Origin of the sequence: Nocardiopsis potens DSM 45234, from assembly GCF_000341105.1 — a bacterium.
Lineage (GTDB): Bacteria > Actinomycetota > Actinomycetes > Streptosporangiales > Streptosporangiaceae > Nocardiopsis_A > Nocardiopsis_A potens.
This window is the reverse complement of the sequence record NZ_ANBB01000081.1, coordinates 1-25,981: the sequence shown is the minus strand read 5'-3', so window position 1 is coordinate 25,981 and position 25,981 is coordinate 1. Positions and strand designations below refer to the sequence as shown.

The 25,981-nt window shown below is 74.7% G+C and carries 25 protein-coding genes and 1 pseudogene; 16 read left to right on the top strand and 10 right to left on the bottom strand.

Annotated features, from left to right (window positions below):
* Window positions 1-38: 38 nt before the first annotated feature.
* The 3 genes and pseudogenes from D459_RS37220 to D459_RS33140 form a co-directional block, all read left to right on the top strand.
* Window positions 39-269, top strand: a pseudogene (locus tag D459_RS37220) (hypothetical protein); the annotation flags it as partial.
* A 194-nt stretch (window positions 270-463) separates the two neighbouring features.
* Window positions 464-745: a hypothetical protein gene (locus D459_RS37215; RefSeq protein WP_020380371.1), complete on the top strand. Its 282-nt coding sequence runs from the start codon at window positions 464-466 to the stop codon at window positions 743-745.
* Complete coding sequence (locus tag D459_RS33140) at window positions 745-1,419, top strand: glycosyltransferase (RefSeq protein WP_017596340.1); 675 nt, start codon at window positions 745-747, stop codon at window positions 1,417-1,419. The genes D459_RS37215 and D459_RS33140 overlap by 1 nt, the downstream gene beginning before the upstream one ends.
* Here the strand turns inward: D459_RS33140 and D459_RS34820 are convergent.
* Both D459_RS34820 and D459_RS34815 read right to left on the bottom strand, forming a co-directional pair.
* Window positions 1,349-1,657, bottom strand: a complete 309-nt coding sequence (locus D459_RS34820; protein ID WP_081620739.1) for a helix-turn-helix domain-containing protein — start codon at window positions 1,655-1,657, stop codon at window positions 1,349-1,351. The two genes, D459_RS33140 and D459_RS34820, sit on opposite strands and share 71 nt — an antisense overlap.
* Window positions 1,657-2,022, bottom strand: a complete 366-nt coding sequence (locus D459_RS34815) for a type II toxin-antitoxin system RelE/ParE family toxin (protein WP_081620736.1) — start codon at window positions 2,020-2,022, stop codon at window positions 1,657-1,659. The genes D459_RS34820 and D459_RS34815 overlap by 1 nt, the downstream gene beginning before the upstream one ends.
* Before the next feature lie 238 nt (window positions 2,023-2,260).
* Here D459_RS34815 and D459_RS0128180 point away from each other — a divergent pair, with 238 nt between their 5' ends.
* The 4 genes from D459_RS0128180 (at window position 2,261) to D459_RS0128165 (ending at window position 6,241) form a co-directional block, all read left to right on the top strand.
* A complete protein-coding gene (locus tag D459_RS0128180; RefSeq protein WP_017596339.1) occupies window positions 2,261-2,845 on the top strand; it encodes a TetR/AcrR family transcriptional regulator in 585 nt (194 codons plus the stop codon).
* Window positions 2,842-3,705 (top strand): ABC transporter ATP-binding protein, encoded by an 864-nt coding sequence (locus D459_RS0128175; RefSeq protein WP_017596338.1) that lies wholly within the window; start codon window positions 2,842-2,844, stop codon window positions 3,703-3,705. Before D459_RS0128180 ends, D459_RS0128175 begins: the two co-directional genes overlap by 4 nt.
* A gap of 187 nt (window positions 3,706-3,892) precedes the next feature.
* Entirely contained in the window at window positions 3,893-5,461 is a 1,569-nt protein-coding gene (locus D459_RS0128170) for a fluoroquinolone export ABC transporter permease subunit (RefSeq protein ID WP_040711461.1), read from the top strand.
* Between the two features lie 147 nt (window positions 5,462-5,608).
* Complete coding sequence (locus D459_RS0128165; RefSeq protein WP_017596336.1) at window positions 5,609-6,241, top strand: GyrI-like domain-containing protein; 633 nt, start codon at window positions 5,609-5,611, stop codon at window positions 6,239-6,241.
* Between the two features lie 36 nt (window positions 6,242-6,277).
* Here the strand turns inward: D459_RS0128165 and D459_RS0128160 are convergent, their stop codons facing one another.
* The 4 genes from D459_RS0128160 to D459_RS0128145 all read right to left on the bottom strand — a co-directional run bounded on the left by D459_RS0128160 (window position 6,278) and on the right by D459_RS0128145 (window position 11,048).
* Entirely contained in the window at window positions 6,278-8,131 is a 1,854-nt protein-coding gene (locus D459_RS0128160) for a hypothetical protein (RefSeq protein ID WP_017596335.1), read from the bottom strand.
* On the bottom strand, window positions 8,128-9,069 hold the full coding sequence (locus tag D459_RS33945) for a hypothetical protein (protein WP_051065566.1): 942 nt from the start codon (window positions 9,067-9,069) through the stop codon (window positions 8,128-8,130). Before D459_RS33945 ends, D459_RS0128160 begins: the two co-directional genes overlap by 4 nt.
* A 140-nt stretch (window positions 9,070-9,209) precedes the next feature.
* Window positions 9,210-9,689, bottom strand: coding sequence for a TetR/AcrR family transcriptional regulator (locus D459_RS0128150; protein WP_017596334.1), 480 nt, complete (start codon window positions 9,687-9,689; stop codon window positions 9,210-9,212).
* Window positions 9,690-9,818: 129 nt separating this feature from the next.
* Entirely contained in the window at window positions 9,819-11,048 is a 1,230-nt protein-coding gene (locus tag D459_RS0128145) for an MFS transporter (protein WP_017596333.1), read from the bottom strand.
* 344 nt (window positions 11,049-11,392) lie between these two features.
* Between D459_RS0128145 and D459_RS0128140 the strand changes: the two genes are divergently transcribed.
* Window positions 11,393-12,154 carry a thioesterase II family protein gene (locus D459_RS0128140; RefSeq protein WP_017596332.1) on the top strand — a complete coding sequence of 254 codons (762 nt, stop codon included), beginning with the start codon at window positions 11,393-11,395 and terminating at the stop codon, window positions 12,152-12,154.
* 216 nt (window positions 12,155-12,370) lie between these two features.
* On the opposite strand, the gene D459_RS0128135 is transcribed toward D459_RS0128140, so the two are convergent.
* Window positions 12,371-12,940, bottom strand: coding sequence for a dihydrofolate reductase family protein (locus D459_RS0128135; RefSeq protein WP_017596331.1), 570 nt, complete (start codon window positions 12,938-12,940; stop codon window positions 12,371-12,373).
* A 456-nt stretch (window positions 12,941-13,396) separates the two neighbouring features.
* Between D459_RS0128135 and D459_RS0128130 the strand changes: the two genes are divergently transcribed.
* From D459_RS0128130 to D459_RS0128115, 4 genes are all read left to right on the top strand, one after another.
* Window positions 13,397-14,500 carry an alpha-xenorhabdolysin family binary toxin subunit A gene (locus D459_RS0128130; protein ID WP_017596330.1) on the top strand — a complete coding sequence of 368 codons (1,104 nt, stop codon included), beginning with the start codon at window positions 13,397-13,399 and terminating at the stop codon, window positions 14,498-14,500.
* An 84-nt stretch (window positions 14,501-14,584) separates the two neighbouring features.
* Window positions 14,585-15,661, top strand: coding sequence for a hypothetical protein (locus D459_RS0128125; protein ID WP_017596329.1), 1,077 nt, complete (start codon window positions 14,585-14,587; stop codon window positions 15,659-15,661).
* 40 nt (window positions 15,662-15,701) lie between these two features.
* On the top strand, window positions 15,702-18,029 hold the full coding sequence (locus tag D459_RS0128120; RefSeq protein ID WP_017596328.1) for a hypothetical protein: 2,328 nt from the start codon (window positions 15,702-15,704) through the stop codon (window positions 18,027-18,029).
* A gap of 279 nt (window positions 18,030-18,308) precedes the next feature.
* Complete coding sequence (locus D459_RS0128115) at window positions 18,309-19,526, top strand: PI-PLC domain-containing protein (RefSeq protein WP_017596327.1); 1,218 nt, start codon at window positions 18,309-18,311, stop codon at window positions 19,524-19,526.
* A 19-nt stretch (window positions 19,527-19,545) separates the two neighbouring features.
* Here the strand turns inward: D459_RS0128115 and D459_RS0128110 are convergent, their stop codons facing one another.
* Complete coding sequence (locus D459_RS0128110; RefSeq protein WP_017596326.1) at window positions 19,546-20,307, bottom strand: DUF1266 domain-containing protein; 762 nt, start codon at window positions 20,305-20,307, stop codon at window positions 19,546-19,548.
* Between the two features lie 178 nt (window positions 20,308-20,485).
* Between D459_RS0128110 and D459_RS33130 the strand changes: the two genes are divergently transcribed.
* Genes D459_RS33130 through D459_RS37210 form a run of 3 tightly spaced genes read left to right on the top strand, consistent with a single transcriptional unit; the run spans window position 20,486 to window position 23,159 of the window.
* A complete protein-coding gene (locus D459_RS33130; RefSeq protein WP_017596325.1) occupies window positions 20,486-21,091 on the top strand; it encodes a copper resistance CopC family protein in 606 nt (201 codons plus the stop codon).
* Window positions 21,092-21,132: 41 nt separating this feature from the next.
* Complete coding sequence (locus D459_RS0128100; protein ID WP_017596324.1) at window positions 21,133-21,762, top strand: copper chaperone PCu(A)C; 630 nt, start codon at window positions 21,133-21,135, stop codon at window positions 21,760-21,762.
* 32 nt (window positions 21,763-21,794) lie between these two features.
* Window positions 21,795-23,159, top strand: coding sequence for a Dyp-type peroxidase (locus tag D459_RS37210; RefSeq protein WP_026120829.1), 1,365 nt, complete (start codon window positions 21,795-21,797; stop codon window positions 23,157-23,159).
* 594 nt (window positions 23,160-23,753) lie between these two features.
* On the opposite strand, the gene D459_RS0128090 is transcribed toward D459_RS37210, so the two are convergent.
* Window positions 23,754-24,341: a sigma-70 family RNA polymerase sigma factor gene (locus D459_RS0128090; RefSeq protein WP_017596322.1), complete on the bottom strand. Its 588-nt coding sequence runs from the start codon at window positions 24,339-24,341 to the stop codon at window positions 23,754-23,756.
* A gap of 6 nt (window positions 24,342-24,347) precedes the next feature.
* Here D459_RS0128090 and D459_RS0128085 point away from each other — a divergent pair, with 6 nt between their 5' ends.
* Entirely contained in the window at window positions 24,348-24,542 is a 195-nt protein-coding gene (locus tag D459_RS0128085; protein WP_017596321.1) for a zf-HC2 domain-containing protein, read from the top strand.
* A 219-nt stretch (window positions 24,543-24,761) separates the two neighbouring features.
* On the opposite strand, the gene D459_RS0128080 is transcribed toward D459_RS0128085, so the two are convergent.
* Window positions 24,762-25,343 (bottom strand): hypothetical protein, encoded by a 582-nt coding sequence (locus tag D459_RS0128080; RefSeq protein ID WP_017596320.1) that lies wholly within the window; start codon window positions 25,341-25,343, stop codon window positions 24,762-24,764.
* Between the last annotated feature and the right edge of the window lie 638 nt (window positions 25,344-25,981).

Sequence of the window (25,981 nt, the reverse complement as noted above, 5' to 3'; positions counted from 1 at the left end):
AGCGGCCCCGGCCCGGGCGGAGCGCGGGTCCGCCCCCAATGAAAACAAATGACCGAATTGGTTTCATGGATTCGAACGCCACCCGACCGGAAGCCCCGACCGGGCGGCCGGCCCGGACCGGAAAAGGAGGGACCCCATGCCGCCCGCGTTCTCCGCCGAGGAGAGGGAGCGCATCACCGGCCTGCTGCTGGAGGCCGGCCGCGAGCTGTTCCGCCCGAGGGCTGCGCAAGACCTCGCTGGAGGAGCTGACCGCCCCCGCGGGGATCGCCGAGAGCAGCTTCTACGCCTTCTTCGACTCCAAGGAGGCCCTCTACCTCGAACTGATGGACCGCCAGGCCGGCGAGGTCAAGCGGCGCGTCGTCGACGAGGCGCTGCTGACCGCCCCCACCCCCGGGAGGGGCTGCGCCGGTTCCTGCACGCGGCGGCCGCCGAGCTGTCCGGCAACCCGCTGTACCGGCGGCTGGTGGACCACCCGGAGGAGATGGAGGCGGTCGCGCGCCGGGTCGGCCCCGGCACCGCCCTCGACGGCCCGGTCCCCGCGCTGGCCCGCTTCATCTCCGCGGGGAAGGAGTCCGGCGCGTTCGTCGACGCCGACGAGGCCGTGATCGCCAACGTGCTCCAGGCGGTCCTGCTGCTGCCGGTCAACGCCGAGCGGCTGGCCTCGCCGGAGCACTACCCGCAGACCCTCGACCTGCTGATCGACATCGTCGCGGCGGGCCTCACCCGGAAGGACGGGGAAACCTGATGCGCGTCCTGCTGCTCACCCACGGCACCCGCGGCGACGTCCAGCCCTTCCTGGCGCTGGCCGCCGCACTGGAGTCCACCGGACACGCCGTGCGGACGGCCGGGCCCGCCGGCAGCGCCCCCCTGGCCGCCGCCCGCGGCATCGCCTACCACCCGGTCGACGACGGCCCCCTCACCCTGATGGGCGACCCGGAGCTCGGCGGGGTGATGCGGACCGGGCTGCGCGGCCCGCACGGGGCCGCCCAGGCGGTCCGGCTGGTGCGCAGGATCACCCCGCTGATGCACCGGGTCTGCGAGGACATGGCCGACGCCGCCGAGGAGGGTGCCGACGCCGTGGTGCACCTGGTCGGCACGCCCGGCCACCACATCGCCGAGCGGCTGGGGGCGGTGGCCGTCCCGGTGGCGCTGCAGCCCTCCCGGGTCCCCACCGGGGCCTTCCCCCCGCCGGGCGTCCCCCTGCCGCGGTGGATGCCCGGGGCGCTCAACCGGACCGCCTACCGGTTCGCCGGACTGGCCCTGCGCGGCCGGCGGAAGGTGCACGAGCGGTTCCGCCGGGAGCGGCCGGGCCTAGGCCCCTCCTGCATCTCTGCCTGCCCCGGTCGGGTCAGGCCGCGTGCGGTTCGAACCAGACCGAGTCGATGTCGTGTCCGGCCGTCAGCCGGACATCCGCGTTGAGCGCTGCTGCGAGTCGACGCAGCAGGTCGACGGTCGGAGCGGTCCCGCCTTCCTCGATGCACTCGATCTCGTCGGTGGTCATGGCCGCCCGTTCAGCCAGTTCGTCCACAGAGAGCCCTAGAGCCGTCCGCCGGTCGTACAGCGCCTTACCGAAGGCAAGGGCCTCCCGAATCGCGATCCGCTCCGGGTCTTCGGGCCGAGGATCCGGACGCACCCAACGCGTGTGGTAACCAGCCATCACGCCCGCCTCTCGTAGCTCTCAACGACCGGCCCGCCATGCTCGTTCGCGCAGATCTTCTGTGCCCGAACCGCCCTGTCGATCTGCCGTTGATCATGCTGCTTCGTTTTACGGAAAACGGTGAGCAGCACGATTCTGCCGTCAGGCCTGCACCAGTACGTTACACGGGCGGCCACTCCTCGCAAGCGAAGGCGTAGCTCCCATACCGGACCCTCCAGATGGTCTGACCAGGGCCCGCCCAGTCCGCTTCCTCGCTCGGCCAGCATTCCGGCGACCTCGTCCACGCGCTTGAAGTCACTGTCGCTCAGGCTGTCAAGCCAGTCTCGTACTTCTGGCTCTATTTCGAAGTCGTACAGTTCACGCACTCTGAGCTCCTGCCGTGTCAGAACCGCGCCAACACTAGCGTCCGTCACCGAAGGCCACCCTCTCTTCACGGATTCTCCGGTTCCATCGGTGTCGCGGCCCAGCGGTATCCGAGGGGGCCCGAAGCTCTCGCGGCCGCAGGTCCGCAAAGAGCACAGAAGTCGCGGGGACGGCCGCCTCCCCTGGACGTCCTGAGTGTTAGCGACTAACGTGTTAGCCACTAACATCCAGGGAGGCGCGGTGGCACGGCGCGATCGGGGCAGGGGCGAGCGGACCCGCGATGCGCTGCGCGCCGCCGCCTACCGGCTCTTTCTGCGGGACGGCTACGACGGGACCCCGGTGGCCCGGATCGCCGCCGAGGCCGGGGTCTCCCACATGACCTTCTTCCGCCACTTCCCCACCAAGGAGGACGTGGTGCTGCGGGACGACCACGACCCGCTGCTGGAGCGGCTCGTCCGGGAGCGGCCGCCCGGGGAGCCGCCGGTCGCGCGGGTGCGCGCCGCCGTGGCCCTGGCGCTGCCCGAGGTCTACGCCCGCGAGCGGGAGAACCTGCTGCTCCGCGCCCGCCTCATCCTGGACGCCCCGGCGCTCCGCCGCCGCATGGGCGACAGCATGCGCGGCTCCCAGGACGCCTTCGAGCGCGGCCTCGCCCCCGGCTCCCCGGACGATCCGCCGCTGGCGGTGCGCGCCGTCGCGGCCGCCTGCACCGCGGCCCTGGCCGAGGCCGTCACCGCCTGGGCCCGGGACGGCGGCACCGGCCACCTGCCCGACCTGGCCGACGAGGCCCTGGCCGCCCTCCAGGACCGCCCCGGGGAGCGGGCGTGACCGGCGCCGCGGTCCGCGCCGACGGCCTGGAGGTGCGCTACCGGGGCGCGCCGCGCCCTGCCGTGCGCGCGATGACCTTCCAGGTCGCACCGGGCGAGGTCTTCGGCCTCCTCGGCCCCTCCGGGGCGGGCAAGTCGACCGTGCAGAAGGTGCTGACCCGGGTGGTCCGCGGCTACGGCGGCACGGTGCGCGCCCTGGGCCGCCCGCTGCCCGAGTGGGGGTCCGACTACTTCGAGCACGTCGGCGTGGGCTTCGAACTGCCCGCGGCCTACACCCGGCTGACCGCCCGGGAGAACCTGGCCGCCTTCGCCTCCCTCTACCGCGGGCCCGTGGAGGACCCCGGGAAGCTGCTGGACCGGCTGGACCTGGGCGCCGAGGCCGACCGGCGGGTCGCGGAGCTGTCCAAGGGCATGCGGATGCGGCTGAACCTGGCCCGCGCCCTGATCAACCGGCCCCGGCTGCTCCTGCTGGACGAGCCCACCTCCGGGCAGGACCCGGTGCGCGCCGCCCGGATCCGCGCGATCGTGCGGGCCGAGGCCGACCGCGGCGCCGCCGTGCTGCTGAGCACGCACGACATGACCACCGCCGAGCGGCTCTGCGACCGGGTGGCCTTCGTCGCCGGCGGCCGCATCGCCGCCGTGGACACCCCGGCCGCCTTCAAGCTCCGCCACGGCCGCCCCGGGCTGCGCGCCGAGTACACCGAGCACGGCGCGCTGCGGCGGCGCACCTTCGACCCCGCCCTCCCGGACGACGCCGCCGAGCTGTCCCGGATCATCGCCGGCGGCGGCCTGGCCTCCCTGCACACCCGCGAAGCCGCCCTGGACGAGGTCTTCGCCGAGGTCACCAAGGTCCGGCTGTGACGGCGCCCGGTCCCCCTCAGCCCCCTCCGGGCCCCACCCCACCGGGCCCGGGACCGACGATGAGCAGAGGAACCGGAAAGCGCACCGGCGGGCTCCGACGGGCCGGGACCAGGGGAGGAGGCAGCGCCGGGGCCCGGCGGAGAAGGACCCGCGCCCGGGCGGCCCAGGGAAAAGGCGGGGACCGGCGATGAGCAGAGGAACCGCAGGGCGCGCCGGCGGGCTCCGGCGGTTTCGGGCGGCTCTGGTGCTGGAGGCCCGGATCGCGCTGCGCTACCGGGTGCTGCCGCTGGCCGCCGTGCTGGCGGTGCTGTGGGCGGCGGCCATGGCGCTGCTCCCGGCGGCGGCCGCCCGCGCCCTCGCCCCGTTCGTGCTGTTCCTGGACACCGCCGGGTTCGGCGCGCTCATCGCCGTCGGGCTGCTGCTCTTCGAGCGCACCGAGGGCGCCGAGGCGGCGCGCGCGGCCGCGCCGCTGCGCCCCGCCGAAGCGGTGGCGGCGCGCCTGGTGCTGCTCACCGCCGCCGCGGCGGCCATGGCGCTGCCCGTCGCCGCGGCCGTCCCGGCCGACGGACCGGTGCCGCGCGCCGCCTCCATCGCGCTGGTCTGCGCGGGCGTGGCGCTGACCTCGGTGATCCTGGTGGCGGTCTGCATGGCCGCCGGGGCCCGGGCGCGCACCCTGCTGGGCGCCGCCTTCGCCGCGGTGCCCTGGGTCGCGCCGCTGGTCGCCCTGCCCGGGCTGCACCTGGCCGGCGCCGCGGACGGCCCCGCGGTGTTCGCCGTGCCCACCACCGGCGCCGCCGAGCTGATCCGGAGCGGCGCCGCCGGGGTCCCGCCGTCCGCCTCGGCGCTCGCGGCCTGCGCGTGGACGACGGTGTGCGCCGCCGCGGCCTGGGCGTGGGCCGCCCGGCGGGCGGAACCCGAGGAGCAGGCGCGGCGCGGCCCCGCGGCCGCCGCCGCACTCCGCCCCCGGCCCCGCGCTCCCCGCCCGGATCCCCGCCCGGAGCCCCGGCCGGGCCGGGTGCGCGGCGGGGCGGTCGCCGCCTTCGCCCGCTTCGACCTGCTGGGATCCGCGCACGACCCGCTGCTGGCCGCCATCGCCGTGGCGCCGCTGCCGCTGGCGCTGCTGCTGCGGTTCCTCTACCCTCCGGCCGCCGCCTTCGCCGAGCGGTCGCAGGGCCTCGACCCGGCCCCGGCGGCTCCGGCGCTGTTCGCGGCGCTGGTGCTGCTGCACGTTCCGGTGATGGCCGGGTCCGCGGTGGCGCTGCGGCTCATCGACGACGCCGACGAGCGGATCCTCTCGGTGCTCCGGGCATCGCCGCTGCCGCCGGGCGCCTACCTCGCCCTGCGGGCGGCGAGCGCGGCCGCGCTCGCGCTGCTCGGCCTGGCGGTCGCGGTCCCGCTGTCGGGACTGGCGCCCGCGCCCTGGCCGTGGCCGCAGGCGCTGACCGCGGTGCTGCTCGCGGCCGCCCAGGCCCCGCTGATCGTCCTGGCCACCGCCGCACTGGCGGGGAACAAGGTCGAGGCGCTGGTGGTGGTGAAGGCCGCCGGCGCGGTCTCGGTCCTGCTGCCGGTGGCGGCCTGGTCCCTGCCCGAGGCCTGGGGGCGGGCGCTGCTCCTCCTCCCGCCCGCCTGGCCGCTGCTGGCGGTCTCCGGCCACCCCGGGGAGGCGGCCGCCCCGACCGTGCTGCTCTGCGGGCTCGCCGCGGCGGCCGCCGCGGGCGCCCTCGCCGTCCTCCGGGCGCACCGCACCCCGCCGTGACCCGGGGGCCCTGCTTCCCGGACCGGTGCCGCCGCTGCCGCCCGGCGCGGAACGCACGACCCGCCCGCAGGCGCGCGGAGTATCCTCCTACTCCCTGACCCCTGGAGGCAGAGAGGGCGCGGCTCGCACCCCGAGCCCAGGTTCCCGATGGCGGACAAGACCGACTTCAAGAAGACGCTCGACGCCTACCGGGCCCGGCAGGGCCGGTTCCGGCTCCTGGACGTGCCCGACCTGCGGTACCTCATGGTCGACGGGCACGGCGACCCGAACACCTCGCCGGTGTTCGCCGGCGCGGTCGAGGCCCTCTACCCGGTGGCCTACAAGCTGAAGTTCGCCAGCAGGCTGGAGCTCGGACGCGACTACGTCGTCCCGCCGCTGGAGGGCCTGTGGTGGGCCGAGGACATGGACTCCTTCACCTCGGCCCGGGACAAGTCGCGGTGGGAGTGGACGCTGATGATCATGGTCCCGGAGTGGATCGGCCCGGACATGTTCACCGCCGCCGTCGAGCAGGCCGGCGCCCGGAACCGCCCGGAGCGCCTCGGCGACGTCCGCCTGGAGGCGCTCTCCGAGGGGCGGTGCGTGCAGACGCTGCACGTCGGCCCGTTCGACGAGGAGGCGGAGGTGCTCGCGCGGCTGCACCGCGAGTTCATCCCCGGCAGCGGGCTGCGGATGGCCGGCCGGCACCACGAGATCTACCTCAGCGACTTCCGCCGGACCGCCCCCGGGAAGCGGCGCACCGTCCTCCGCCAGCCGGTCGCGCCCGCCGCCCCGGACGCGTAGCGCCCGGCCCGCCCCGGAGCGGGCCGGTGGCGCCCGCTATTCCTCGTCCTCCTCCTCTTCTTCGTCTTCCTCGTCGTACTCGTCCTCGTCGTAGTAGTCGTCCTCGTCGAAGTGGAAGTCGGACTCCTCCAGCGGGCGGATCACCGGGATCAGCGCCGCGGTCTGCTCCTGGTGGCCGGCCGTCCAGGAGTTGCGGAAGAAGTCGAACCGCAGGTGGTAGCAGCCCTCGGACTCGGTGAAGAGGATCGGCGGGACGAGGAGGTCCACCGCGCCGACGGTGGTCGCGGTGTCGACGAAGTCGCCGGAGGCGAAGCCGGGGCCCTGGCAGGCGGCGAAGTTCACCGGGGCGAGGGCGCTCTTCCCGAGGACGTGGATCCGGTTGCCCTGGACCGCGAAGCGGTCCGGGTCGAGGACGGCCTCCTCGCCGAGGATCAGGATCGGCGCGGGCATGACCTCGGCCTTCGCCTCCTCCTGGGCCTCGATGTAGCAGTCGATGACCTCCTCGCTGCGGGTGGTGTCCATCCCGTCCATGCCGTGGAACGAGCAGCAGGGCATCTCGGCGTCGGCGACCGGCCGCTCCGGCTCCGGGAAGAGGAGGGACTTGTCGAACGGCGGGACCGCCGAGCCCCCGCTCCGCTCCCGGAGGAACCCGGGGATCCAGGCGGTGTCCTCGGCCTCGATCACCTCGGAGTCGCACCGGGCGCGGAACGAGGTCTCGCCGATCCGGCAGTTGAAGTAGTCCATCAAGGTGATCGCGGCGCACTCGGCGAGCGAGAGCTCCCCGCTCTCGGGGAACCAGAAGTCGTAGCCGTTCGCGACGTAGTCCACGCCCCCGAAGCGCTTGTGCACGAAGGGCTCGCGGTCGGGGCCGGGGGCGAGGCCGTTCCAGTGCGCCCGCGCGACCCGGTCGTAGTAGTCGTCGGCGTGCCGGGCGAGCTCGGGGGCGAACACGCTCTCGCCGGTCAGGTAGCACGCCTTGCTGAACAGCGCGCCGATCTCCGGATCGTGCCCGGTGCCCGGGTCGGTGAAGACGAGCTCGGTGCGGAGGAAGACCTTGCGGCCGTCCCGGTAGGGGGCGCCCTCGTGCTCGTACCGCTGGTCGAAGAGCACGCAGGTGAAGGGCGCGATCTCGGTGAGCGCGGCGCCGCCGGAGAGGTCCAGGACGGGGTCGCCGGACCCGCCGGTGAGGTACAGCAGCACCGTGTACCGGGAGACGTGGCCGCGTGCGCCGTCGTAGTAGGGGGTGTCGAGGTGCCGGTGGAAGTTGGCGTCGCCCGGTTCGAACCGGTTGCACCGGAACACCGGGTTCACGTGCGAGAAGCCGTCCAGCAGGGGCTCCGGCAGGGCCTTCGCCACGGCCCCGGTGAGCGCCTCGGCCAGCAGCGCCGAGTGGAAGATGAACCGGTCGCCGCCGCGCGAGGCTGCGTTGAGCGGCGGGACGTACAGGCCCAGCGAGTCGAGGCCCTCCAGCGCGGCCCGGGCGGGGCCCGGGAGCCGCAGCGAGAAGGTGTACGCGCCCTCGGCGACCTCCTCCCGCCCGGTGAGCTCGAAGCCCGCGGCGGCCTCCGCGAACAGGTGGTCGAGCGGGAGGATGTTCTCGAAGGTGCGGAAGGACAGTTCGAGCGGGTCGACGAAGACCGCGGCCAGGTACGGCGCCTCCGCGCTGGGGCGGGCGAACGAGTCGCGCACCGCGGCGTCGATCCGGTCGGCCTCGACGAAGCGCACCGACTTGAAGCGCGCCGTGGGGTGCCAGGAGACCGAGAGTCCGTCGACCACCGCGGCGGGGCCGGCGTGGTTGGCGTCGACCTCGGCGCGGTACCGGGCGGCCTCCTCCGCCGAGGCCTCGCCGGACGACAGGGCGAAGAAACGGTCGCGCAGACCGGTGCTCATACGCTCCTCCAATAGCTGCGGATTCCGGGGGGTAGCAGGGTGGCCGAGGCGAGCATCCGCGCGCCGCCGGCCCCGGTGTCGGCGGGGTTGAGGAGGAGCCGGCGGAGCGAGCCGGCGAACGGCGCCGCGAGCAGGGCCCGCACCCCCTCCTCGCCGAGGTCGTTGTAGCGCAGGTCGAGCTCGGTCAGCCGGTCGAAGCGGTGCAGTGCGCGCACGCCCTCCGCGGTGAGCATGTTCCGCTGCAGGTGCAGGCGGCGGGCGCCGCTGAAGCGCGGGGAGTCCGCGAGCCCGGCCAGCCCGGAGTCGCCGATGCCGCAGTACCGCAGGTCGAGGGCGTCCAGCCGGCCCGCCCCGGCCGCTCCGGTTCCGGAGGGGTCGGCGCGGACGTGCGCCGAGACGGCGAGCGCCCCGGCGCCGATCGCGCCGATCCGCAGGTAGGGCAGTTCGAGTTCGGTGAGCCGGCCCAGGTCGAGCGTTGCCAGGGCGCCGGCGTCGAGGGACGGGTGCGGTTCGGTCGGCTCCTCCCCGGGGGCCTCGTCCCACGGGTCCTCGTACCACGGGGCGTCGTCCATCCGGTCGTCCGGCGCGAGCTGCAGCGCGGTCACGAAGGGGGAGCGCATGACCTCGTTGACGGCCACCGGCGCGCGGTCGGACCATTCGACGCGGACCTTCGCGGCGAACCCGTACCGGCGTTCCAGGACGTCCGCCTCCGGCGGGAGCTCCGCGTCCCAGTCCTTGCGGTGCTCTTCGACCAGGGCGGCGATCTCCCGCTCCGCTTCGCCGCGGCGGACCGGGGGGAGGCGTTCGCGCCGCTGCTCCAGCCGGATCAGCTCGCCCCGCGCGTCACCCCGCTCGGTGAGCCGCTCGGCATAGGCGATCCACGACGCGCGGTCGCCGGGGCGCTCCCGCAGCGCCTGTTCGAGGGTCGCGAGTTGCATGCGCGGACGCTAGCAGCGGCGCCGGACACTTCCCCGAATCCGGCAGACCGCCGAAAACAGCACTATTTCCCCTGTTCACGGCGGAAAGCACACCGATCTCCGGCCTGCCGGAAGGGGGCCGCCCCCGTCCCGGGCGGCCCTCACCGGCCGGGGTCGGGGAGGAGGTCGGCGAGGGCCGCCTCGAACTCGTCCGCGGTCGGCTTCTCCTCGGTGAGCAGACTGTGCAGGAGGAGGCCGTCGACGGCGCCGGCGACGTTGCGGGCCCGGACCGGGTCGCCGGTGTAGCCGCCGGCGAAGGCCCGGACCGCCCGGAGCCACCCGTCGGTCGCCTCGCGCAGGTGCGGGCGGCGGGCCGCGAGCAGGAACAGCTCGTACTCGGCGAGCAGCCGGCCCGGGTCCCGGGCGACCTCGGCGAGGAGCACCGCGAGGTCGCGCCGGCGGTCCCCGCCCGCGGAGAGCCTGCGCATCCGCTCGGAATCCTCCTCCATGACGCTGGTCAGCGCCGCCGTGAGCAGGTCGCCCAGGCCGGTGAAGTAGTACGTGGTGGCCGAGGTGGGCAGCCCGGCCTCCCGGGAGACCGAGCGGTGGCTGACCCCGGCCACCCCGTCGCGCTCGATCACGCGCAGGGTCGCCTCGATGAGCGCGTTCCGGCGGCGCAGGCCCTTGATCCTGCGCCCGTCGGTGGTGGGCTCGCTCAGTGCTCCTCCTCGGGTGGGGCGGGGCCGCTCCGCGCGGCCGGTAGCCCCGTTCTACCCGACGGCGCCGGCGTGCCGCGCCCCCTCCTCCTCGGCGGCGCGCACCGAGCGCCCGAGCAGGCGCAGCGAGAGCAGGACGATGAGCACGATGAGCGCGCCGGCGGCGACGGTGACCGCGAAGCCGCCGGCGGTCCCGGCCCGCTCCACGGCGAGGCCGGCGGTGAAGGTCCCGATCGCGGTGCCGACGGTCAGCCCGGTGAGCGCCCAGGTCATCCCCTCGGTCAGCGAGGAGGCCGGGACCGCCTTCTCGATCAGCGTCATCACCAGGATCATGGTGGGCGCGAAGAACACCCCGGCGAGCAGGACCGCCGCGGAGAGCGCCCAGATGTTCCCGGCGACCAGGAGGGGGAGGGTGGTCAGGCCGGTTCCGGTGACGGCGGCGAGCAGGACCAGGTGCGGCCGCCAGGGCAGGTTCAGGGCGCCGAAGGCCAGCCCGGAGGCGGCCGAGCCGAGGGCGTAGGCGGAGAGCACGATCCCGGTGGCGCCGGGTACGCCCAGCGACTCGGCGAAGGCGACGGCGGCCACGTCGACCGCGCCGACGATGACCCCGCCGGCCAGCAGGGTCAGCGCGAGCACCGCCAGCGGGGCGCTGCGCAGCAGCACCGCCCCGCCGGTCCCCGCCGCGGCCGGCCGGGCCGGCGGTTCGGTGGACCGCTGCGCGGCGAAGAGCAGCACGCCGACGGCGAGGAGGACGGCGGCGGCGAGCGGTCCCCCCTGGGCGAAGGCCATGGTGCTGAGCACCACGGACAGGGCCGGCCCGGTGATGAAGGCGATCTCGTCGGCGACCGACTCGAACGAGTAGGCGGTGTGCAGCCGGGGCGTGCCCCGGTAGAGCTCGGTCCACCGGGCCCGCGCCATCGCCGACATGTTCGGCATGGCCCCGGCGGGGACGGCGAACGCGAAGAAGGTCCACGCCGGCAGGTCGAACCGGACGGCGAGGAGCAGCAGGCCGAGCCCGGCGACGCCGGCCCCGGCGGCGGCCGGCAGCACCCGGTGCTGGCCGAGCCGGTCCGCGAGCCGGGAGATCTGGGGCGCGATCACCGCCATGGACAGGGTGAACGTGGCGGCGACGGCGCCGGCCAGGGCGTAGTCCCCCTCGGTGATCGACAGCATCGTGATGATGCCGATGTTGGCCATGGCCACGGGCATCCGCCCGATCAGACTCGCCGCGGTGAACCCTTTGGCTCCCGGGGCGGCGAATATCCGTGCGTAGGGGTTGGGCATGGGGGCCTCCTCGCGGCAGGTGGAACGGCGGCAAAAAACTGGGACGTCCGTCCCAGAAGTATGCGGGGCCGCCCCCCTCCCTTCAAGACCGCCGGCGGTGAGCTGCGCCACCGGCGCCCGCTCTGCGATGCCCCCGCAGAGGGGACGGAAGCGGTGGCGGGGACGCCGCACGCCCCTGACATGGGCCCGCGCGGAGCCGGCCCGCCGTTCACCGGGTGGGGTAGCATCGGCGAACCCGCCCAAGGCACAAAATGGCCGACGATTCGCCTGAGAACGGTCACCCCTGCAGGCGGGGTGCCGCACCCGCTGCGCCGCATTCCGCCCGACTAAGAAACGGCTGGTCGATGCCCGGGTCTACCCCCGCTTCCCCGCTCTGGATCCGCAGATACGCCCCGTCGCCGGACGCCCCTGTCCGGCTCGCCTGCCTGCCGCACGCCGGCGGGTCCGCGAGCTTCTTCCTCCCCGTCGCCCGCACGCTGGCCCCGGCCGTCGACGTGCTCGCCGTCCAGTACCCAGGGCGGCAGGACCGGTACACCGAGCGGTGCATCGAGGACCTGCACGAGCTCGCGGACGAAGCGGCCTCGGCGCTCGAACCGTGGACGGACGCCCCGCTGGCCCTGCTCGGCCACAGCATGGGCGCTTCCCTCGCCTTCGAGGTGGCCCTCCGCCTGGAGCGGAAGACGGGCGCCGTACCGGTCGCGCTGTTCGCGTCCGGGCGGCGCGCACCGTCCCGGCACCGCGAGGAGACCGTCCACCTGCGCGATGACGACGGGATCATCGCCGAGCTCAAGCGGCTCAACGGGACCGACTCCGACGTGCTGGGCGACGAGGAGCTGCTGCGCATGGTGCTCCCCGCGATCCGCGGCGACTACACGGCCGCCGAGACGTACCGCCCCCGGCCCGGCGAGGCCTCCGTGAGCTGCCCCGTCGTCGCGATGACCGGGGACTCCGACCCGAAGGTCTCGATCGACGAGGCGCGGGCCTGGGAGGAGCACACCACCGGCGGATTCGACCTGCACGTGTTCCCCGGCGGCCACTTCTACCTCGCCGACCGGCAGGCCGAGGTGCTGAAGCTGGTCGCGGACCGGCTGAACACGACCCCCTGACCGGCCCGGCCGGCCACCGGCGGGAGCGGGGTTCAGCCGGCCACCCGGGCGCGGCACCTCGCGGGGTCGGGGTTCAAGCGGGCGGCGAGGGCAGCAGCGAGGACCGGCCGGCCGGTCCCCCCGCCCGCCGTCGCCGCCTGTCTGAACCCCGCCACGCGCGGTGCGCCCGGCGCGCGGGGCGGTTCTGCCCGGTGCGCGCGGTGCCGCCCGGTGCGGTCAGCCGCGGCCCACCCGGTAGTGGAGCAGGACGACGCCGGACCGGAACCGCTCGGTCCGCACCGGTTCCAGCCGGGGCAGCCGGGCGCCGTCCGGGAAGAGCCGGGTGCCGCCGCCGATGACCACCGGGTAGACGAAGAGCCGGTACTCGTCGATGAGCCCGGCGGCGGTCAGCGCACGCGCCAGGGTGGTGCTCCCGGTCATCCCGATCGGGCCGCCCTCCCCGGCCTTCAGCGCGCGGACCTCCTCCTCGACCGGGCCGCGCAGCACCGTCGTGTTCGCCCACCCCGGGTCGCCCAGGGTCCGGGAGACGACGTACTTGGCCACCGCGTTCAGGTGGTCGCCGATGCCGTCCGGCTCCCCGGCCCGGGCCGGCCAGTAGCCGCGGAACTCCTCGAAGGTCACCCGCCCGAGGAGCAGCGCCCGCTCCTCGGCCATCTGCTTCTCGAGCTCCTCCAGGATGTCGGACTCGTCCGCGTCCGGGTCCGAGCCGCCGGGCCCGAACCAGTCGCCGGACGCCTCGATGACGCCGTCCAGGGTGATGTTCTCGGTGAGGATCAGCCGCCGCATTCCGGGCCTCCGCTCGTCGTCGCCGCTGCCTTCCGTCTCCTGGTTACGACCGCGCGCGGCCGGCGGACTCATCGGCGTTCGGTGCGGGAGGCGGCCGGTCCGGCCACGGATCCGGCCCGCCGGCACCGCGGCCGGAGCCGGGACGGTGGTTGCGGCGGCCGGGGCACCGCGGAATCGGCGCCCGCCACCGCGGCGGAATGCGCGGTTCCACCGGGAACCGCCGGTGAACCGGGCCACCAGGTGGCCGTTCCGCCGGGTTCCGGAGAACCGGAACCCGACCCTTTTCGCCGGGGCTGTTTTTGCCGCCCTGAATCGCGCGCATAATCAGCGCCGGGAGGGGCGGGAAAGAAAGCCCCGGGCGCCCGCACCTTGAGGAACACAAGGGCGCATTCCTCGTTCTCCTGCATTTCACCCGACTCGGGCATTCACGCCGCACGCGACCGGAAGGGGATTCACATGGGCACGGAACCCGACATCAAGGGCCAGGCCGACAAGCTCCGCGGGCCCAACCACGTCGACGGAAAGAAGCGGTTCCTGCTGACCGAGGCGGAATGGCGGAACGTCCAGGTCTACTGCACCACCGTGCAGGCGCTGCCGACCACCGACGACATGATCAAGATCAAGCTCGCGCTCACCACCGAGGACAACGTCGCAGACTTCAAGGACCTCAGGGACCAGTACAAGACGATGTACGACCACGTGAAGTTCTGGGACGACACGGCGATGCCGCGGAGCATCAAACTCGCCACCGACATCAATAACTACGGGCGCAACGCCAACCTCTACTACGGGGAGATGCTCAGGCTCGCGAAGGAGGGCTTGAGCGATCCCGCCCGAAAGAAGCGGTTCCTCGAGATCGTGGAGGACCGCGCCAAGAAGGCCGACGATTTCGCCAAGGACGCCAAGGAGGTGTCCGGGCTGATCACCGAATTCCACAAGACGACCGACGAGGACGCCAAGAAGATGGGCGACCTCAAGGTCAAGTACGACAAGAAGTACGACAGCGACAACGCCGAGTGGAAGAAGCTCAAGGAGCAGATCGAGAAGGACCAGAAGGACCTGGGCGCCCTGAACGACCAGTACAACCACGAGGTGACCGTGGCCGCGACCACGCCCTCCTACGCCTGGGTCACCGTCTTCGGCTTCATCGCGGCCGTCACCGTCGCCGCGGTCTACACCGACAAGGCGCTGAAGACCAAGGCCGCGATCGAGGCGCTGGAGAAGAAGATCGGCGACGCCCAGAAGAAGCTCACCCGCAACGCGCACATCCTCAAGAGCGCCAAGTACGCCAAGGACTCGGTGGACGACACCAAGAAGAACGTGGACCTCGCCCTGGACACCCTGGGCAAGATGCGGTCGGGCTGGGAGTCCATCGCGGTGAGCATGCGCTCGCTCGCCGACCTGGTCGGCACGGACATCAAGAAGGCCGAGGCACTGGTGGACCTGCAGGTGCAGCAGGCCATCAACGACTGGACCGCCATCGCCGATGACGCCAAGGGCTACATCAACAGCGCCTACATCAAGAAGCCCAGCTACGCCGAGCTGCAGCTCGCCGCCTGACCGGGCGCCCTCCCTTCCCCGGGCGGCGGGCGCCGCGGCGCCCGCCGCCCCTCCCACCGGAACGACAGCGAGAACGGACTCCCCATGACCGACGCCCTCGACCTCCGCGGCCAGGCGGACCGGCTCCGCACGGCGCCCGGCGGCCGCCCCCTGCTCGCCGAACCCGAGTGGCACCTCGTCCAGCTGCACTGCACCACCGTCCAGGCGCTCCCTACCGACGGCGCCTCGCTCGCCGCGCGGCTGGGGCTCGACCCGGCCGGCGGCGCCGGAGGCTTCGGCGGGGCGCTCGGCCCCTACGCCGAGGCCCGCGACCTCGCCGGCCGCTGGGAGGACGATGCGATGCCCGCCGGGGTGAACGCCGCGGTGGACCTGCGGGCCTTCGCCAGGACGGCGGAGATCGACTACGGCGAGATGGCCGAGCTGGCCGCCGGCGGGCTGGACGCGCCGGAGCCGCGCGCGGAGTTCGCCCGGCTCGCCCGCGGCCGGGCCGCGCAGGCCGAAGAGTGCGCGGCCTCGGCCGGACGGGCCCGCGACCTGGTGGCGGAGTTCCACCGCGCCGCCGGCGCCCTGGCGGAACGGGCCCGCGGGTCCGCCGCGCCCTGCGGCTCGGACGACCCGGCCTGGGCCAAGGCCCGGGAGCGGCTGGCCGCCGCACAGCGGGGCCTGGCCGACGCGAACGAGGCCTACACCCGCGCCGCGCACGCCGCCGGGACCGTCCCGAACTACCGGTGGATCCCGCTGTACGGGCTGCTGACCGCGCCGACCGCGGACGGGGTCTACATCACCGAGCTGCTGCGGATCCGCACCGAGCTGGAAGGCGCGGCGGCCGGCTCGGACGATCCGCTCCGGCTGCTGTCCGAGGCCCGCGCGGGGGTGTGCGCCGCGGCCGCCGCCGGTGCGCTGGACGCCATGGCCGGGCACGCCGGCCGCCTCGCCGCCCTGCTGGAGCGGCTGCGCGGCGGCTGGCTGGAGATCGCGTCCGGCCTGTCCGCGCTGGCCGGCACCGCCGAGGCCGACCCCGGTGCGGCCGCCGCGTCGGCCGCGGCCCAGCTGCCGCGCTCGGTCATCGAGTGGAAGACCCTGGCCGTACAGGCCGACGCGCACCTGGAGCGCACGCACATCGCCCGGCCGCCCTACCTGGCGCTGCAGGCGGTGGTCTGACCGTGCCGACCCGTACCCGAGACCTCCGAGGAGCACAGCGATGACCAGCGAGCAGACCGCCTTCCGCGCCGTCCCCCGGGCCCGGGGCGCCGCAGAGGCCGCCGAGGCCGGCGACGGGCTGCCCGAGGCGCTCGGCGTCCCGGCACTGACCAGCCCGGTCATCGACGGGAACAACGCCTACTTCCACGGCCGCGAGCTGGACACAGGCAAGGTGGTCGAGCGCCTGGCCGAGGAGCCGAAGGTGCGCATCGTCCACCTCTACGCCGACACCGTCACCCTGTCGGCCTCCCCGGCGGTGGAGCTGAAGGAGAGCATCGGCTGGCAGATCACCGCCCGCCGGGTCGTGGTCGCCAAGGGCGCCGAGCTGCGCATGGCCAACGGCTCCGGCCTGGTGCTCTACACCTCTGAGATCACCGACGGGAAGCAGGCGGGGAAGCTGCCGCTGAAGGTCCCGGCCTCCGGCGGCGGGTGGCGGGACCGGCCCGTCGCCCTGGAGAAGCGGGCCGGACTTCAGGTGCGCGTCGCCGACGACGAGGCCGCCGTCACCGAGCAGAAGACCGTTCCGCTGCCGGAGGGCGAGCCGGTGCAGCTCGCCCGGTCGCTGACCATGCTGTTCCAGCACGCCACCCAGTTCTGGGCCGCCGACCGGGCCCGGGCGGTGGCCATGCTGCGCTGGACGTCGCGGCTGGCCGCGCAGAGCACCCACCTGCGGGAGCTCTTCGCCCAGGCGAGCAGCCTGCTGCAGCTGCACGACAACGACCTCCCGCACGGCCGGTACGTGCCCGCTCTCAACCGCGACCTGTACGGGAAGCACCTCGGCGTCTACCAGAAGGCGGTGGCGGCCTACGAAGCCGACTACGTCGCACTGCGCAACCGGCAGCTCTCCATCGACGACCGGGTCAAGGCCGCCGAGGCGCTGCTGGCCGACATGAAGGACACCCACTCCTTCCACACCCACCTGCGGCAGCAAGCGAAGTTCAACGCCGACGGCGCGGCCGCGGCGCTGGACCGGGCCAAGAAGGACCTGCAGCACCAGAAGAACGAGGTGGACCGGGCCGAGCGCGACTTCGAGGCCCAGATCGAGTACCTGAAGAAGAAGGGCATCCTCGACGCGGTCGTCAACGGCTCCTTGGCGCTGATCTCGCTGGGCACCGCGATCGCCTCCGGGGCGATGGGCGTCTTCCAGGCCGGACCGGCGATCGAGAAGCTGGTCAAGACGATCGAGCTGGCGCAGGAGATCATCAAGCAGGCCGCGGACATCGCCCGCACCGTCAAAGCGGTCCAGGACGCCCTGGAGCTGGTCGACGAACTGCGCGGCCTGAACGGCGAGATGCAGGAGATGGTGCGCGACCTGGACGCGGCCTCGATGAAGAAGATCGAGGAGCTGCTCCGCAAGACCGCGGGCCACGGCTCGGTGAACGCCATCGCCGAATGGGAGAACTTCCAGGTCATCGCGCGCGCGATGCTCGGGAGCTTCGCGGAGGGCGCCTCCTACCTGGCCGCGCTGGAGGGCCTGTCGGTCTACGGCCGGGCGTTCGTCACCGCGCAGGCCGGGTACCTCCAGGCCTCGCAGCAGCTGATCCGGACCACCCTGCAGGCCGAGCTCTCCCGCCGCCAGTGCCTGCGGATGCAGGCCCACATCGGCGAGTTGAAGCAGACCAAGACCCTCAGCGACGGCGCCGCTCAGGCCTTCTACCAGGGCTACCTGGACCAGAAGCGGTGGATGTTCATCGCGCTGGAGAACTACGGCCGCGCCTACCGGTACTGGGCGCTGGCCGAACCCAGGACCGTGCCGACCATGGCCGCCGACGCGGCCGGGCTGGCCGGACGGCTGGCCGACATCGCCCGGGAGTACGAGGCGGCGCTGGAGGGCTTCGACCCGCCGCCGCAGCCGCGCACCGCCTCATGGAAGGTGACGGAGAAGAAGGCACTGCAGGGGCTGGACTCCCAGGAGGGCATCGACCTCCCGATCGACCTGCGCCACCCCGAGTTCCACGGGCTGGACCGGGTGCGGCTGAACACCGTCCGGGTCTACCTGGACGGAGCCGTCCCGGCCGCCGGGAAGAGCATCGTGATCGGCGTCCACGGCTCCGGCGGCTACCAGGACCGGTTCCGCGGCACCGAGTTCGCGTTCAGCTCCCGCCCCTCCCACCGGACCTTCGAGTACAAGCTCGTCGGCGGCCGGCCGGAGATCGTGACCGACGGCAAGGTCTCCGAGGAGTTCGGCAAGGTGCTGATGCAGCCCACCCCGTTCACCGGCTGGCGGTTCACCGTGCTGAAGAAGAACAACCCCGGCCTGGACCTGAGCAAGGTCACCTCGGTCACCGTGGAGATGATCGGCGACATGATCCGCCCCGAGGCCTACTGACCGCCCGGTCCCGGCGTCCGGGCGCGGGTCCCGGTCCCCCTCCCCCGGGAGAGGGACCGGGACCCGCGCCCCGCCCCTCTCCCGGTGGAGAGGGCCTCATCCTTTCTTGGGCCCCGGATTGGTCCCGGGAGCCCTGTCCCTCCGCAGAACGGGCTGGAATCATCTCCTCCGTCCCGTTCTGAGGCGCCGCCCCCTGATCGGCCCCGCGGACCCCGCTCCGCCGCCGACCGCACACGGCCTCCGCGCCCCGGACCCCCTCCGATGCGACCGGGAGCGGCCATGACGCCGACCACCTCCCCCCGCCGCGGCCGGCCGGGCGCCGACCGGGGCGCCTCCTTCACCCAGTACGGCGGCATCGTCCTGCTGACCGCCGCGGTGCTCGCCGGGGTCACCGCGGTCGGCGTCCCGGGCCGGGTCGCCGACATGTGCGCCACCGCGTTCTGCCGGATCACCGGCGGCGAGGACTGCGGCAAGGCCGGCGGCGGCGATGAGACGGCCGCCGAGGACGTGGAAGCGCAGATGTACCCCGACTCGCCGGGCGGCACCACCAACGATCCGCCGCGGCCCCCGATCGAGAAGCCGGACTGCGCCGACCCGGACGCGGAATGGGCCGAAGGGCTGCACGCTCACAACGACTACGAGAACGAGAACCCGCTGGAGGACGCGCTCCGGCACGGCGCCACCAGCGTCGAGGCCGACATCTGGCCCTACAGCGAGGACGACACCTGGTACGGCGAGGAGTACGACCCTGTGACCTACGAGGAGGGCGACCTCGTCCTCAAGCACGACGCCACCGACCGCCCCCAGGGGACGCTGCGGTCCACCTACGTGGACGCGCTGAAGAAGCGCGCCGAGGAGAACGGCGGGGAGGTCTACCCCGGCCGCGACGAGCCGTTCCAGCTGGTCGTCGAGATCAAGGACCAGGAGAGCGAAGAGGACAAGCGCCGGGTCTACGACCGGGCGCTGGAGCAGCTCGAAGGCCTGCCGCCGGACGTGCACGTGGTGTTCAGCGGAGGCAGGCCCAGTGACGACTACGTACTGCGGAACAGGCCGGACAACGTCAGCTTCGACATCGCGCCGGTGAACGGGTGCGAGCTGCCGCCCAAGGTCAACGTCGACAGCCCCGAGTACGACCGGGAGTACGCCGAGAACTTCACCATGTTCAACGCCGAATGGGGCAAGGGCCACTGCGGCGACCAGGGCAACAACAAGATCGACGACCGCGAGCAGGGCGAACTGAACCGGGTCGTCGACCAGGCCCACCGCTCCGGCCTCAAGGTGCGCTTCTGGGGAGGGCCCGACGAGCAGTACCGGGACGGCTCCAACGGGGACTTCATCCCCTGCCACGGCCAGATCGCCCCCGGGCGCCAGGAGTGCGAGGGCGAGGCCCGGCGCGACGCCTGGCTCGCGCAGCAGGAGGCCGGCGTGGACTTCATCAACACCAACCACCTCGGCAACGGCGAGCGGTGGATCCGCAGCTGCGGCACCGAGACCTGACCCGCCGGGCCGGCGCCGGTCACATCTGGAACGGGAGGTTGAGCCAGGGGCTCTGCGGGTCCTGCATCAGGGCGTGGTGGGCGGCGACCGGGCCGGTGTAGAACGGGCCGAACTCGTCCTCGTCGAAGCGGAGGCAGCGGCCCAGGATGTAGCCGGCGGACAGGTGCGCCCAGGAGGAGTAGAACCGGCGGCTCTGCGCTCCGGCGTGCAGGATGAAGGACTCGGCGGTGGCCGGGTCGGTGTACTCGGCGTGCACGCCCCAGCGGGCGAAGTTCACCGCGCGGCCGAAGTCGTAGGCGATCATGTCGCGGATGACGGCGCCGTAGGGGAGCACCCCGTCGGCGGCCAGCCGGGCCTCGTAGCGCAGGATCCGCTCGACCGTCTCGATCAGCGGCCCGTGGATGTCGGACTGCCCGTTCCGCCGGCACCAGTCCCCCACCGCCGCCTGCCAGGTGGCCGGGTCGATCGGGTGCCGGTACCACTGCGCGGTCTGCCAGCGGATCTCCATCACCAGGGTGGCGCCCTGGTCGCTGCTGCGCTCGTCGAGCAGCCCCTCGAGGGTGGCGCGCCACTCCGCGGGGTCGTGCACGCCCCAGCTCTCCCGGAGCATCTGCCGCTTCTCCGCCACCCCGCAGCAGGAGCAGGAGCCGAAGACGATGTTCCACGGCGCCTCGTTGCCGACCGCCATCTGCGCGCCGCAGGCGTAGGCGTGCGCCATCGGCCCGAAGAAGTGCCCTCTCGGGTCCGCGATGAGCCGCGGGGAGGCGGCCGGGACGGCCATGTGGATCGCCTCATTCCGGATACACGACGCCAGGGAGGGTGAAAAGGCGTTCCGAGGCTATCCGACCCTGCCACCCGGTCGGTTCGCTCCGGGGAGGTTCCCGGGAACTCCCGGCCCCCCGGATCCGACTCCCCCTGCGACGCCGCCCGGAGGGGCCGGCGCGGGAGCGGAGGGGCGCATGTCCACAGCGGTGCCGACCGGACGGAACCGGAGGCGCGCGGCAGCGGTCGCGGCCGCCTCCGCACTGGCCTGGGCCGTGCTCGGCGGAGCCCCCGCCCAGGCGCACGACCGGCTGGTCGAGTCGTCGCCCGGGGACGGGGAGGCGCTGGAGGCGTCCCCCGAGGAGATCGCCCTTGCCTTCAGCGGCGAACTGCTGGACGTCGGGGCGGCGGTGACCGTGGTCGACGCCGAGGGCGACGCGGTCGCCTCCGGGGAGCCCGAGGTGGACGGCGCCGAGGTGGTCCAGGCCGTGGACGGCCTTCCGGACGGCGGCTACGCGGTGCGCTGGCGGGTGGTCTCCGGCGACGGGCACCCGGTCAGCGGCGGTTTCGGCTTCACCGTCGGCGACCCGGACGCGCCGGTGCCCGGCCCTGCGCAGGGCGCGCCGCAGGCCTCCCCCTCCCCCGAGGCCGCCCCGGACCGGGAGGCCGCCGGCCCCGGGTCCGGACCGGCCGACTCCGGACCGGTCGGCCGGTGGGTGCTGCTCGGCCTGGCCGGCGCGGCGCTCGGCGCGGCCGGCTATACCGCGGCCGCGATCGCCTCCGCCCGGCGCTCCGCGCCGTGACCCCCTTCTCTCCCCGCACGCCCTCAGGAAGGACGATGACCATGGACACCCCCCGTACCGCGGCGCTGGCCGCCGCCGTCGCACTGCTGCTCGCCGGCTGCGGCGCACCGGACGGCGGAGGCTCCGGCGGAGACGGCGGCGGTAGCGGCGCGTCCGCGACCGGCGGCGAGGCCGTCACCGTCGAGGACGCCTGGGTCAAGGCGGCCACCGAGGAGGACGGCATGACCGGCGTCTTCGGCGAGCTGGTCAACGGCTCCGGCGCGGAGGCAGCCGTCACCGCCGCCTCCTCCCCGGCGGCGGGCCGGGTCGAGCTGCACGAAGTCGCCCCGGACGAAGGCGGGAACCCGGTGATGCGGGAGAAGGAGGGCGGGTTCCCGGTCCCCTCGGACGGCTCGCACCCGCTGGAGCCCGGCGCCGACCACATCATGCTGATGGACCTGCGGGAGGACCTGCGGCCCGGCGACGAGATCACCGTGGAACTGGAGTTCGCCGGCGGCTCGACCGCCGAGTTCACCGCGCCGGTCAAGGAGTACGAGGGCGCCGAGGAGGACTACGGCGGGGACGCGGACGGGGAAGGGCACGAGAGCCACGGGGACGACGAGGACCACGGGGGCGACGGCGAGGAGGAGCACGGCGGCGAGAGCGGCCGCGGTGGGGACGGCGACCACTGATGGGCGGCGCGGACGCGGGGCGGAGGCCGCTGATGGGCGGCACGGGCACGGGACGGCGCGGCCCGTCCCGGCGGCACCTGCTGCTCGGCGGGGCCGCCGCCGGCCTCGGCGCGGCCGGGATGGTCGGCGCGGGCGCGCTGCTCGGCGGCCCCGCGCCGCAGGCCCCGGGCGGCGGACCGGAACCGCACGGCGCCGAGACCGTCCCGTTCCACGGCGAGCACCAGGCGGGGGTCGAGACGCCGCCGCAGGCGTTCGCCTCCTTCCTCGCGTTCGACCTGGGCCGCGGGACCGACGCCGAGGCGGTCCGCCGGCTGCTCCGGCTGCTCACCGACGACGCGTCCCGGCTGACCCGGGGCGAGGGCGCGCTGGCCGACTCCGAGCCGGAGCTGGCCGCCGCACCCGCCCGGCTCACCGTGACCTTCGGCTTCGGCCCCGGGCTGGTGGAGCGGGTCGCCCCGGACGAGGCACCGGAGTGGCTCCGGCCGCTGCCCCGGTTCACCGAGGACCGGCTGCGCGACGAGTGGAGCGGCGGCGACCTGCTCCTCCAGGTCTGCGCCGACGACCCGCTCGCCGTGGCGCACGCCGCCCGGATGCTGACCAAGGACACCCGCGCGTTCGCCGGGCTCCGCTGGGTGCAGGACGGCTTCCGGAACACCCGGGGCGCGGTCCCCGAGGGCACCACCATGCGCAACCTGATGGGGCAGGTGGACGGGACGGTCAACCCCGCCCCCGGCACGGAGGACTTCCGCCGCCTGGTGTGGGGCGGCGAAAGCGGAAGCGGCGGGAACGGAGGACGCCAGACCAGAGGCGACGGGGGCGACAGGGGCGGCGGAGATGGAGGAAGCCGGACCGGAGAGGGCGGAGAGAGCGACGGGGACGGAGGGCGCGGGAACGGAAAGGGCGGCGCAGGCGGCCCGGAGTGGATGCGCGGCGGGACCGGGCTGGTGCTGCGCAGGATCGCGATGGACCTGGACTCCTGGGACCGGCTGGACCGCACCGGACGGGAGGCGGCGGTCGGCCGCCGGCTCTCCGACGGCGCCCCGCTGACCGGGCGGGCCGAGCACGACGAGCCGGACTTCAAAGCGCTCGACCCGCTCGGCTTCCCCGCGATCGCCGAGTACGCGCACATCCGCCGGGCCCGCAGCGACGACCCCGCCGAGCGGTTCTTCCGCCGCGCCTACAACTACGACCGCTCCGGGCCCGGCGGGCAGGACGCCGGGCTGCTCTTCGCCGCCTACCAGCACGACCCGGTCCGCCAGTTCGTGCCCGTCCAGCGCCGCCTGGACGAACTGGACCTGCTCAACGAGTGGGTCACCGCGATCGGCTCCGCGGTCTTCGCCGTTCCACCGGGCTGCCCTGAGGACGGCTTCATCGGCGAACCGCTGTTCCGAAAGTGACCCCGGCGCATTCCGGAGCGCAGAGGACGGCCCGGTACGGCCCCGGAGCGGCCCCCGCGGCCGGGGTGTGACGGCCTCCGGGACCGCCCCGTCGGCCTACGGGGGCGCGGGGGCACAGGCCCGCGCGCCGTACCGCCCGGCGCCGCCCCGGAGCAGTGCGGGGACCGGAGAGGAAGGGGCCGCCGCCGGCCCGTCCGGGCCCGGACGCATGCGGCACCGAGCCGCCCGGCGGCCTCCCGGCCGAAGCCGGAACGGCTCCCGTCTCCACACGGAAGACAGCAGACGGACTCCCCCGGCCCCGCCCCGGTCCCAGGCGGGCGGCGGATCCAGACCATCCGGCCCTCCCGAAGACCGGACGACCAGAGGACCCCGCTCCGGTTCGGGAAGCAGGACCGGGCCGTCCGGGCGCGCCCCGGCCGGGAAGCACCGGGCCCTTGCCGCGAGGCGGAGGCCGGCCCCCTCCCCCTCTGTCCCGGGAGCGCCCGTGTTCCGGGAACGTCCGGGCGGCCCGGGCCCGGCCGTCCCGGCAGAGACCGGGACGGGCCCCGTCCCGGGGCGGGAGGCGGGGGCTCGGCCTCCCCTCTCCCCCGGGGGTCAGCGCGGCTCGGGGCGTCCGGCCCGGTCTGCGGCGCGCAGGGCGCGGGCCAGGTCCTCGCGGGCCCGGGCGACCCGGGAGCGGACCGTGCCCACCGGGACGCCGGTGATCCGTGCGGCCTCCGCGTAGGAGTAGCCGTGCAGCCGGGTCAGCACGAACGCGGTGCGCCGCTCCTCGGTGAGCCCGGACAGCAGGTCGGCCAGTGCGACGTGCTCGTCGATCCGGGAGCCCTGCGGCGGGGCGCCGCGCTCCGCCTCGCCGTCCTCCTCGACCGGGCGGGTGCGGGGCCGGGCGGCCTGCGCCCGGTACCGGTCCACCACCGTGTACCGGGCGATCGACCTCAGCCAGGTGCGCACCGAGGACCGTCCGGCGAACCGGGGCAGGCCGCGCATCGCCCTGATGTAGGTCTCCTGGGCGAGCTCCTCGGCCGACTGCGGGTCGGCCAGCCGGCGGATGTAGCGCTCCACGTCGCCCCTGGTCGCGGCGATCAGCTCGGCGAGCGCCCCGGGGTCGCCGTCCCGGGCGGCCAGGGCCAGCCCGGTCAGTCGGCGGTCCTCGTCCGAGCCGGGTTCCGGCTGCGCGATCATGAGCCCATGAGGTGCATCGACTGCCGGACCGCGCTCTCCGCCGAGCTCGACGGGGAGGACCCCGGCGCGCGCCCGGGCGCCGTCCGGCGGCACCTCCGCTCCTGCGCCTCCTGCGCCGGCTGGCGCGCCGGCTTCGAGGAGCTGGAGTCCCTCGTCGCGGCGGCCCTCGGTCCCTCCCCGGACCGGCCTACCGGGCGCTAGCCGGACCGCTCCGTTCCGTGCTTCCGTTCCCATCGCTGGTTCCTCTGCCGTTTGCGCACGCCGTGCGGCGCCCCGGCGCGGTGCGGCGCGGGGCGCGGAGACGGCGGGCGGCGCGCCCGACACCCGTCGGGGCGCGCTGGTGAGTAGGGGATCCGGCGGGCACGGGCCGCTCGGTCGGCGGCCCGGCGCGCGCCGGTGCGGAGGCCGGGCCGCCCGGTTTCAGGCGGCCGGCCGGGAGAGCGGCGGGGCGCGCAGCACCACGGCGTGCCGGAGGAGGCGGGTGGTACGGCGGGCCGCCTCGGGGCCGCCGCAGGGGCGGGCGGCGCGCGGCGGCGGGGCGAGCCGCGCCCCCGGGCCGACCGGGGCGGGCAGCGCGGCCAGGACGGCGTCGGTGACCAGCCGGAGCAGGGTGAACGCCGCGGCCTCGCCGCGCCGCAGCCACCAGGCGCTGACCAGCGCGGCCAGCAGGTGCGCGGCGAGCATCCCGGGGTCGGAGGAGTCTCCTCCTCCGGTGTGCGCGGTGTGCCCTGCGGTGTGCGGGGCGCCCGCCGCCTGCGCCGCGCTGAACACGGCGTGCAGCGCGAGCTGCCCCCACAGCATCCAGGCGGCGATCGGGCCGTAGCCGCGCTCCCGGCCGGCGGCCGCCCGCGCGAAGCCGAACACCACGGCCGCGCCGAGCAGCGCCGCACCGGTGGGCACCGCGTGCCCCGACGCCAGCGCGTGCCCGACCCCGGACACGCCGACGCACACCGCGGCGAACACCGCGGCGCGCACACTGCGGAACTGCGCCTGCGCCTCCACGACGCGCCCATCGTCGCACCCGCCCTGCGCCCGCGCCCTCCGCCCCCGCGTTGATCTTGACGCTGTTGCCGTCTCAAGGCGCTCGCCGTCAAGCGGCCATTGCAACGAGGGACGGGGAACTCGGGGAAGGTCGAGGTACGGGAGACCCCGACCAGGCACGGCTCCCCACGGGGCCAGGGTTCGAACCAGCGGCGCCGGTGGGGACGGGGCCAAGCGGCTCGCCCGGGCGCGGCGCCTCGCGGAGCGGGGGTTAAAACGGGCAGCGACGGCGGGAGGGCGTGCCGGCTGGTCGGTCTGGCGCGGCACCCCGCGAAGCGAAGGTTCAGACCAGCGGCGACGGCACGGGTAGGGCAGGGCGAAGGCGGTCCTCCGGGCGCGGCGCCTCACGGAGCGAAGGTTCAAGCAGGCAGCGAAGGCGGCAGTGGGGGACCGGCCGGTCGGTCCGGTGCGGCGCCCCGCGAAGTACAGGTTCAAGCAGGCAGCGACGGCAGCGGTAGGGGCGAGGCCGGGCGCCTCACCCGGGCGCGGCGCCTCACGGGGCGGGGGTTCGGACAGGCGGCGAGGGCGGGAGCGGGGCGGCGCCCCGGCGAAGGCAGGGTGAGCCGCCCGCCCGCACCCGCCAGGGGGCCTTATCCCTG

Bases quoted from the DNA above. Each gene is read 5' to 3' on its own strand.
- D459_RS33140 (WP_017596340.1), top strand. From the start codon at position 745: ATGCGCGTCCTGCTGCTCACCCACGGCACCCGCGGCGACGTCCAGCCC.
- D459_RS34820 (WP_081620739.1), bottom strand. From the start codon at position 1,657: ATGGCTGGTTACCACACGCGTTGGGTGCGTCCGGATCCTCGGCCCGAA.
- D459_RS0128170 (WP_040711461.1), top strand. From the start codon at position 3,893: ATGAGCAGAGGAACCGCAGGGCGCGCCGGCGGGCTCCGGCGGTTTCGG.
- D459_RS0128165 (WP_017596336.1), top strand. From the start codon at position 5,609: ATGGCGGACAAGACCGACTTCAAGAAGACGCTCGACGCCTACCGGGCC.
- D459_RS0128160 (WP_017596335.1), bottom strand. From the start codon at position 8,131: ATGAGCACCGGTCTGCGCGACCGTTTCTTCGCCCTGTCGTCCGGCGAG.
- D459_RS33945 (WP_051065566.1), bottom strand. From the start codon at position 9,069: ATGCAACTCGCGACCCTCGAACAGGCGCTGCGGGAGCGCCCCGGCGAC.
- D459_RS0128145 (WP_017596333.1), bottom strand. From the start codon at position 11,048: ATGCCCAACCCCTACGCACGGATATTCGCCGCCCCGGGAGCCAAAGGG.
- D459_RS0128140 (WP_017596332.1), top strand. From the start codon at position 11,393: ATGCCCGGGTCTACCCCCGCTTCCCCGCTCTGGATCCGCAGATACGCC.
- D459_RS0128135 (WP_017596331.1), bottom strand. From the start codon at position 12,940: ATGCGGCGGCTGATCCTCACCGAGAACATCACCCTGGACGGCGTCATC.
- D459_RS0128130 (WP_017596330.1), top strand. From the start codon at position 13,397: ATGGGCACGGAACCCGACATCAAGGGCCAGGCCGACAAGCTCCGCGGG.
- D459_RS0128125 (WP_017596329.1), top strand. From the start codon at position 14,585: ATGACCGACGCCCTCGACCTCCGCGGCCAGGCGGACCGGCTCCGCACG.
- D459_RS0128120 (WP_017596328.1), top strand. From the start codon at position 15,702: ATGACCAGCGAGCAGACCGCCTTCCGCGCCGTCCCCCGGGCCCGGGGC.
- D459_RS0128115 (WP_017596327.1), top strand. From the start codon at position 18,309: ATGACGCCGACCACCTCCCCCCGCCGCGGCCGGCCGGGCGCCGACCGG.
- D459_RS0128110 (WP_017596326.1), bottom strand. From the start codon at position 20,307: ATGGCCGTCCCGGCCGCCTCCCCGCGGCTCATCGCGGACCCGAGAGGG.
- D459_RS33130 (WP_017596325.1), top strand. From the start codon at position 20,486: ATGTCCACAGCGGTGCCGACCGGACGGAACCGGAGGCGCGCGGCAGCG.
- D459_RS0128100 (WP_017596324.1), top strand. From the start codon at position 21,133: ATGGACACCCCCCGTACCGCGGCGCTGGCCGCCGCCGTCGCACTGCTG.
- D459_RS37210 (WP_026120829.1), top strand. From the start codon at position 21,795: ATGGGCGGCACGGGCACGGGACGGCGCGGCCCGTCCCGGCGGCACCTG.
- D459_RS0128090 (WP_017596322.1), bottom strand. From the start codon at position 24,341: ATGATCGCGCAGCCGGAACCCGGCTCGGACGAGGACCGCCGACTGACC.
- D459_RS0128085 (WP_017596321.1), top strand. From the start codon at position 24,348: ATGAGGTGCATCGACTGCCGGACCGCGCTCTCCGCCGAGCTCGACGGG.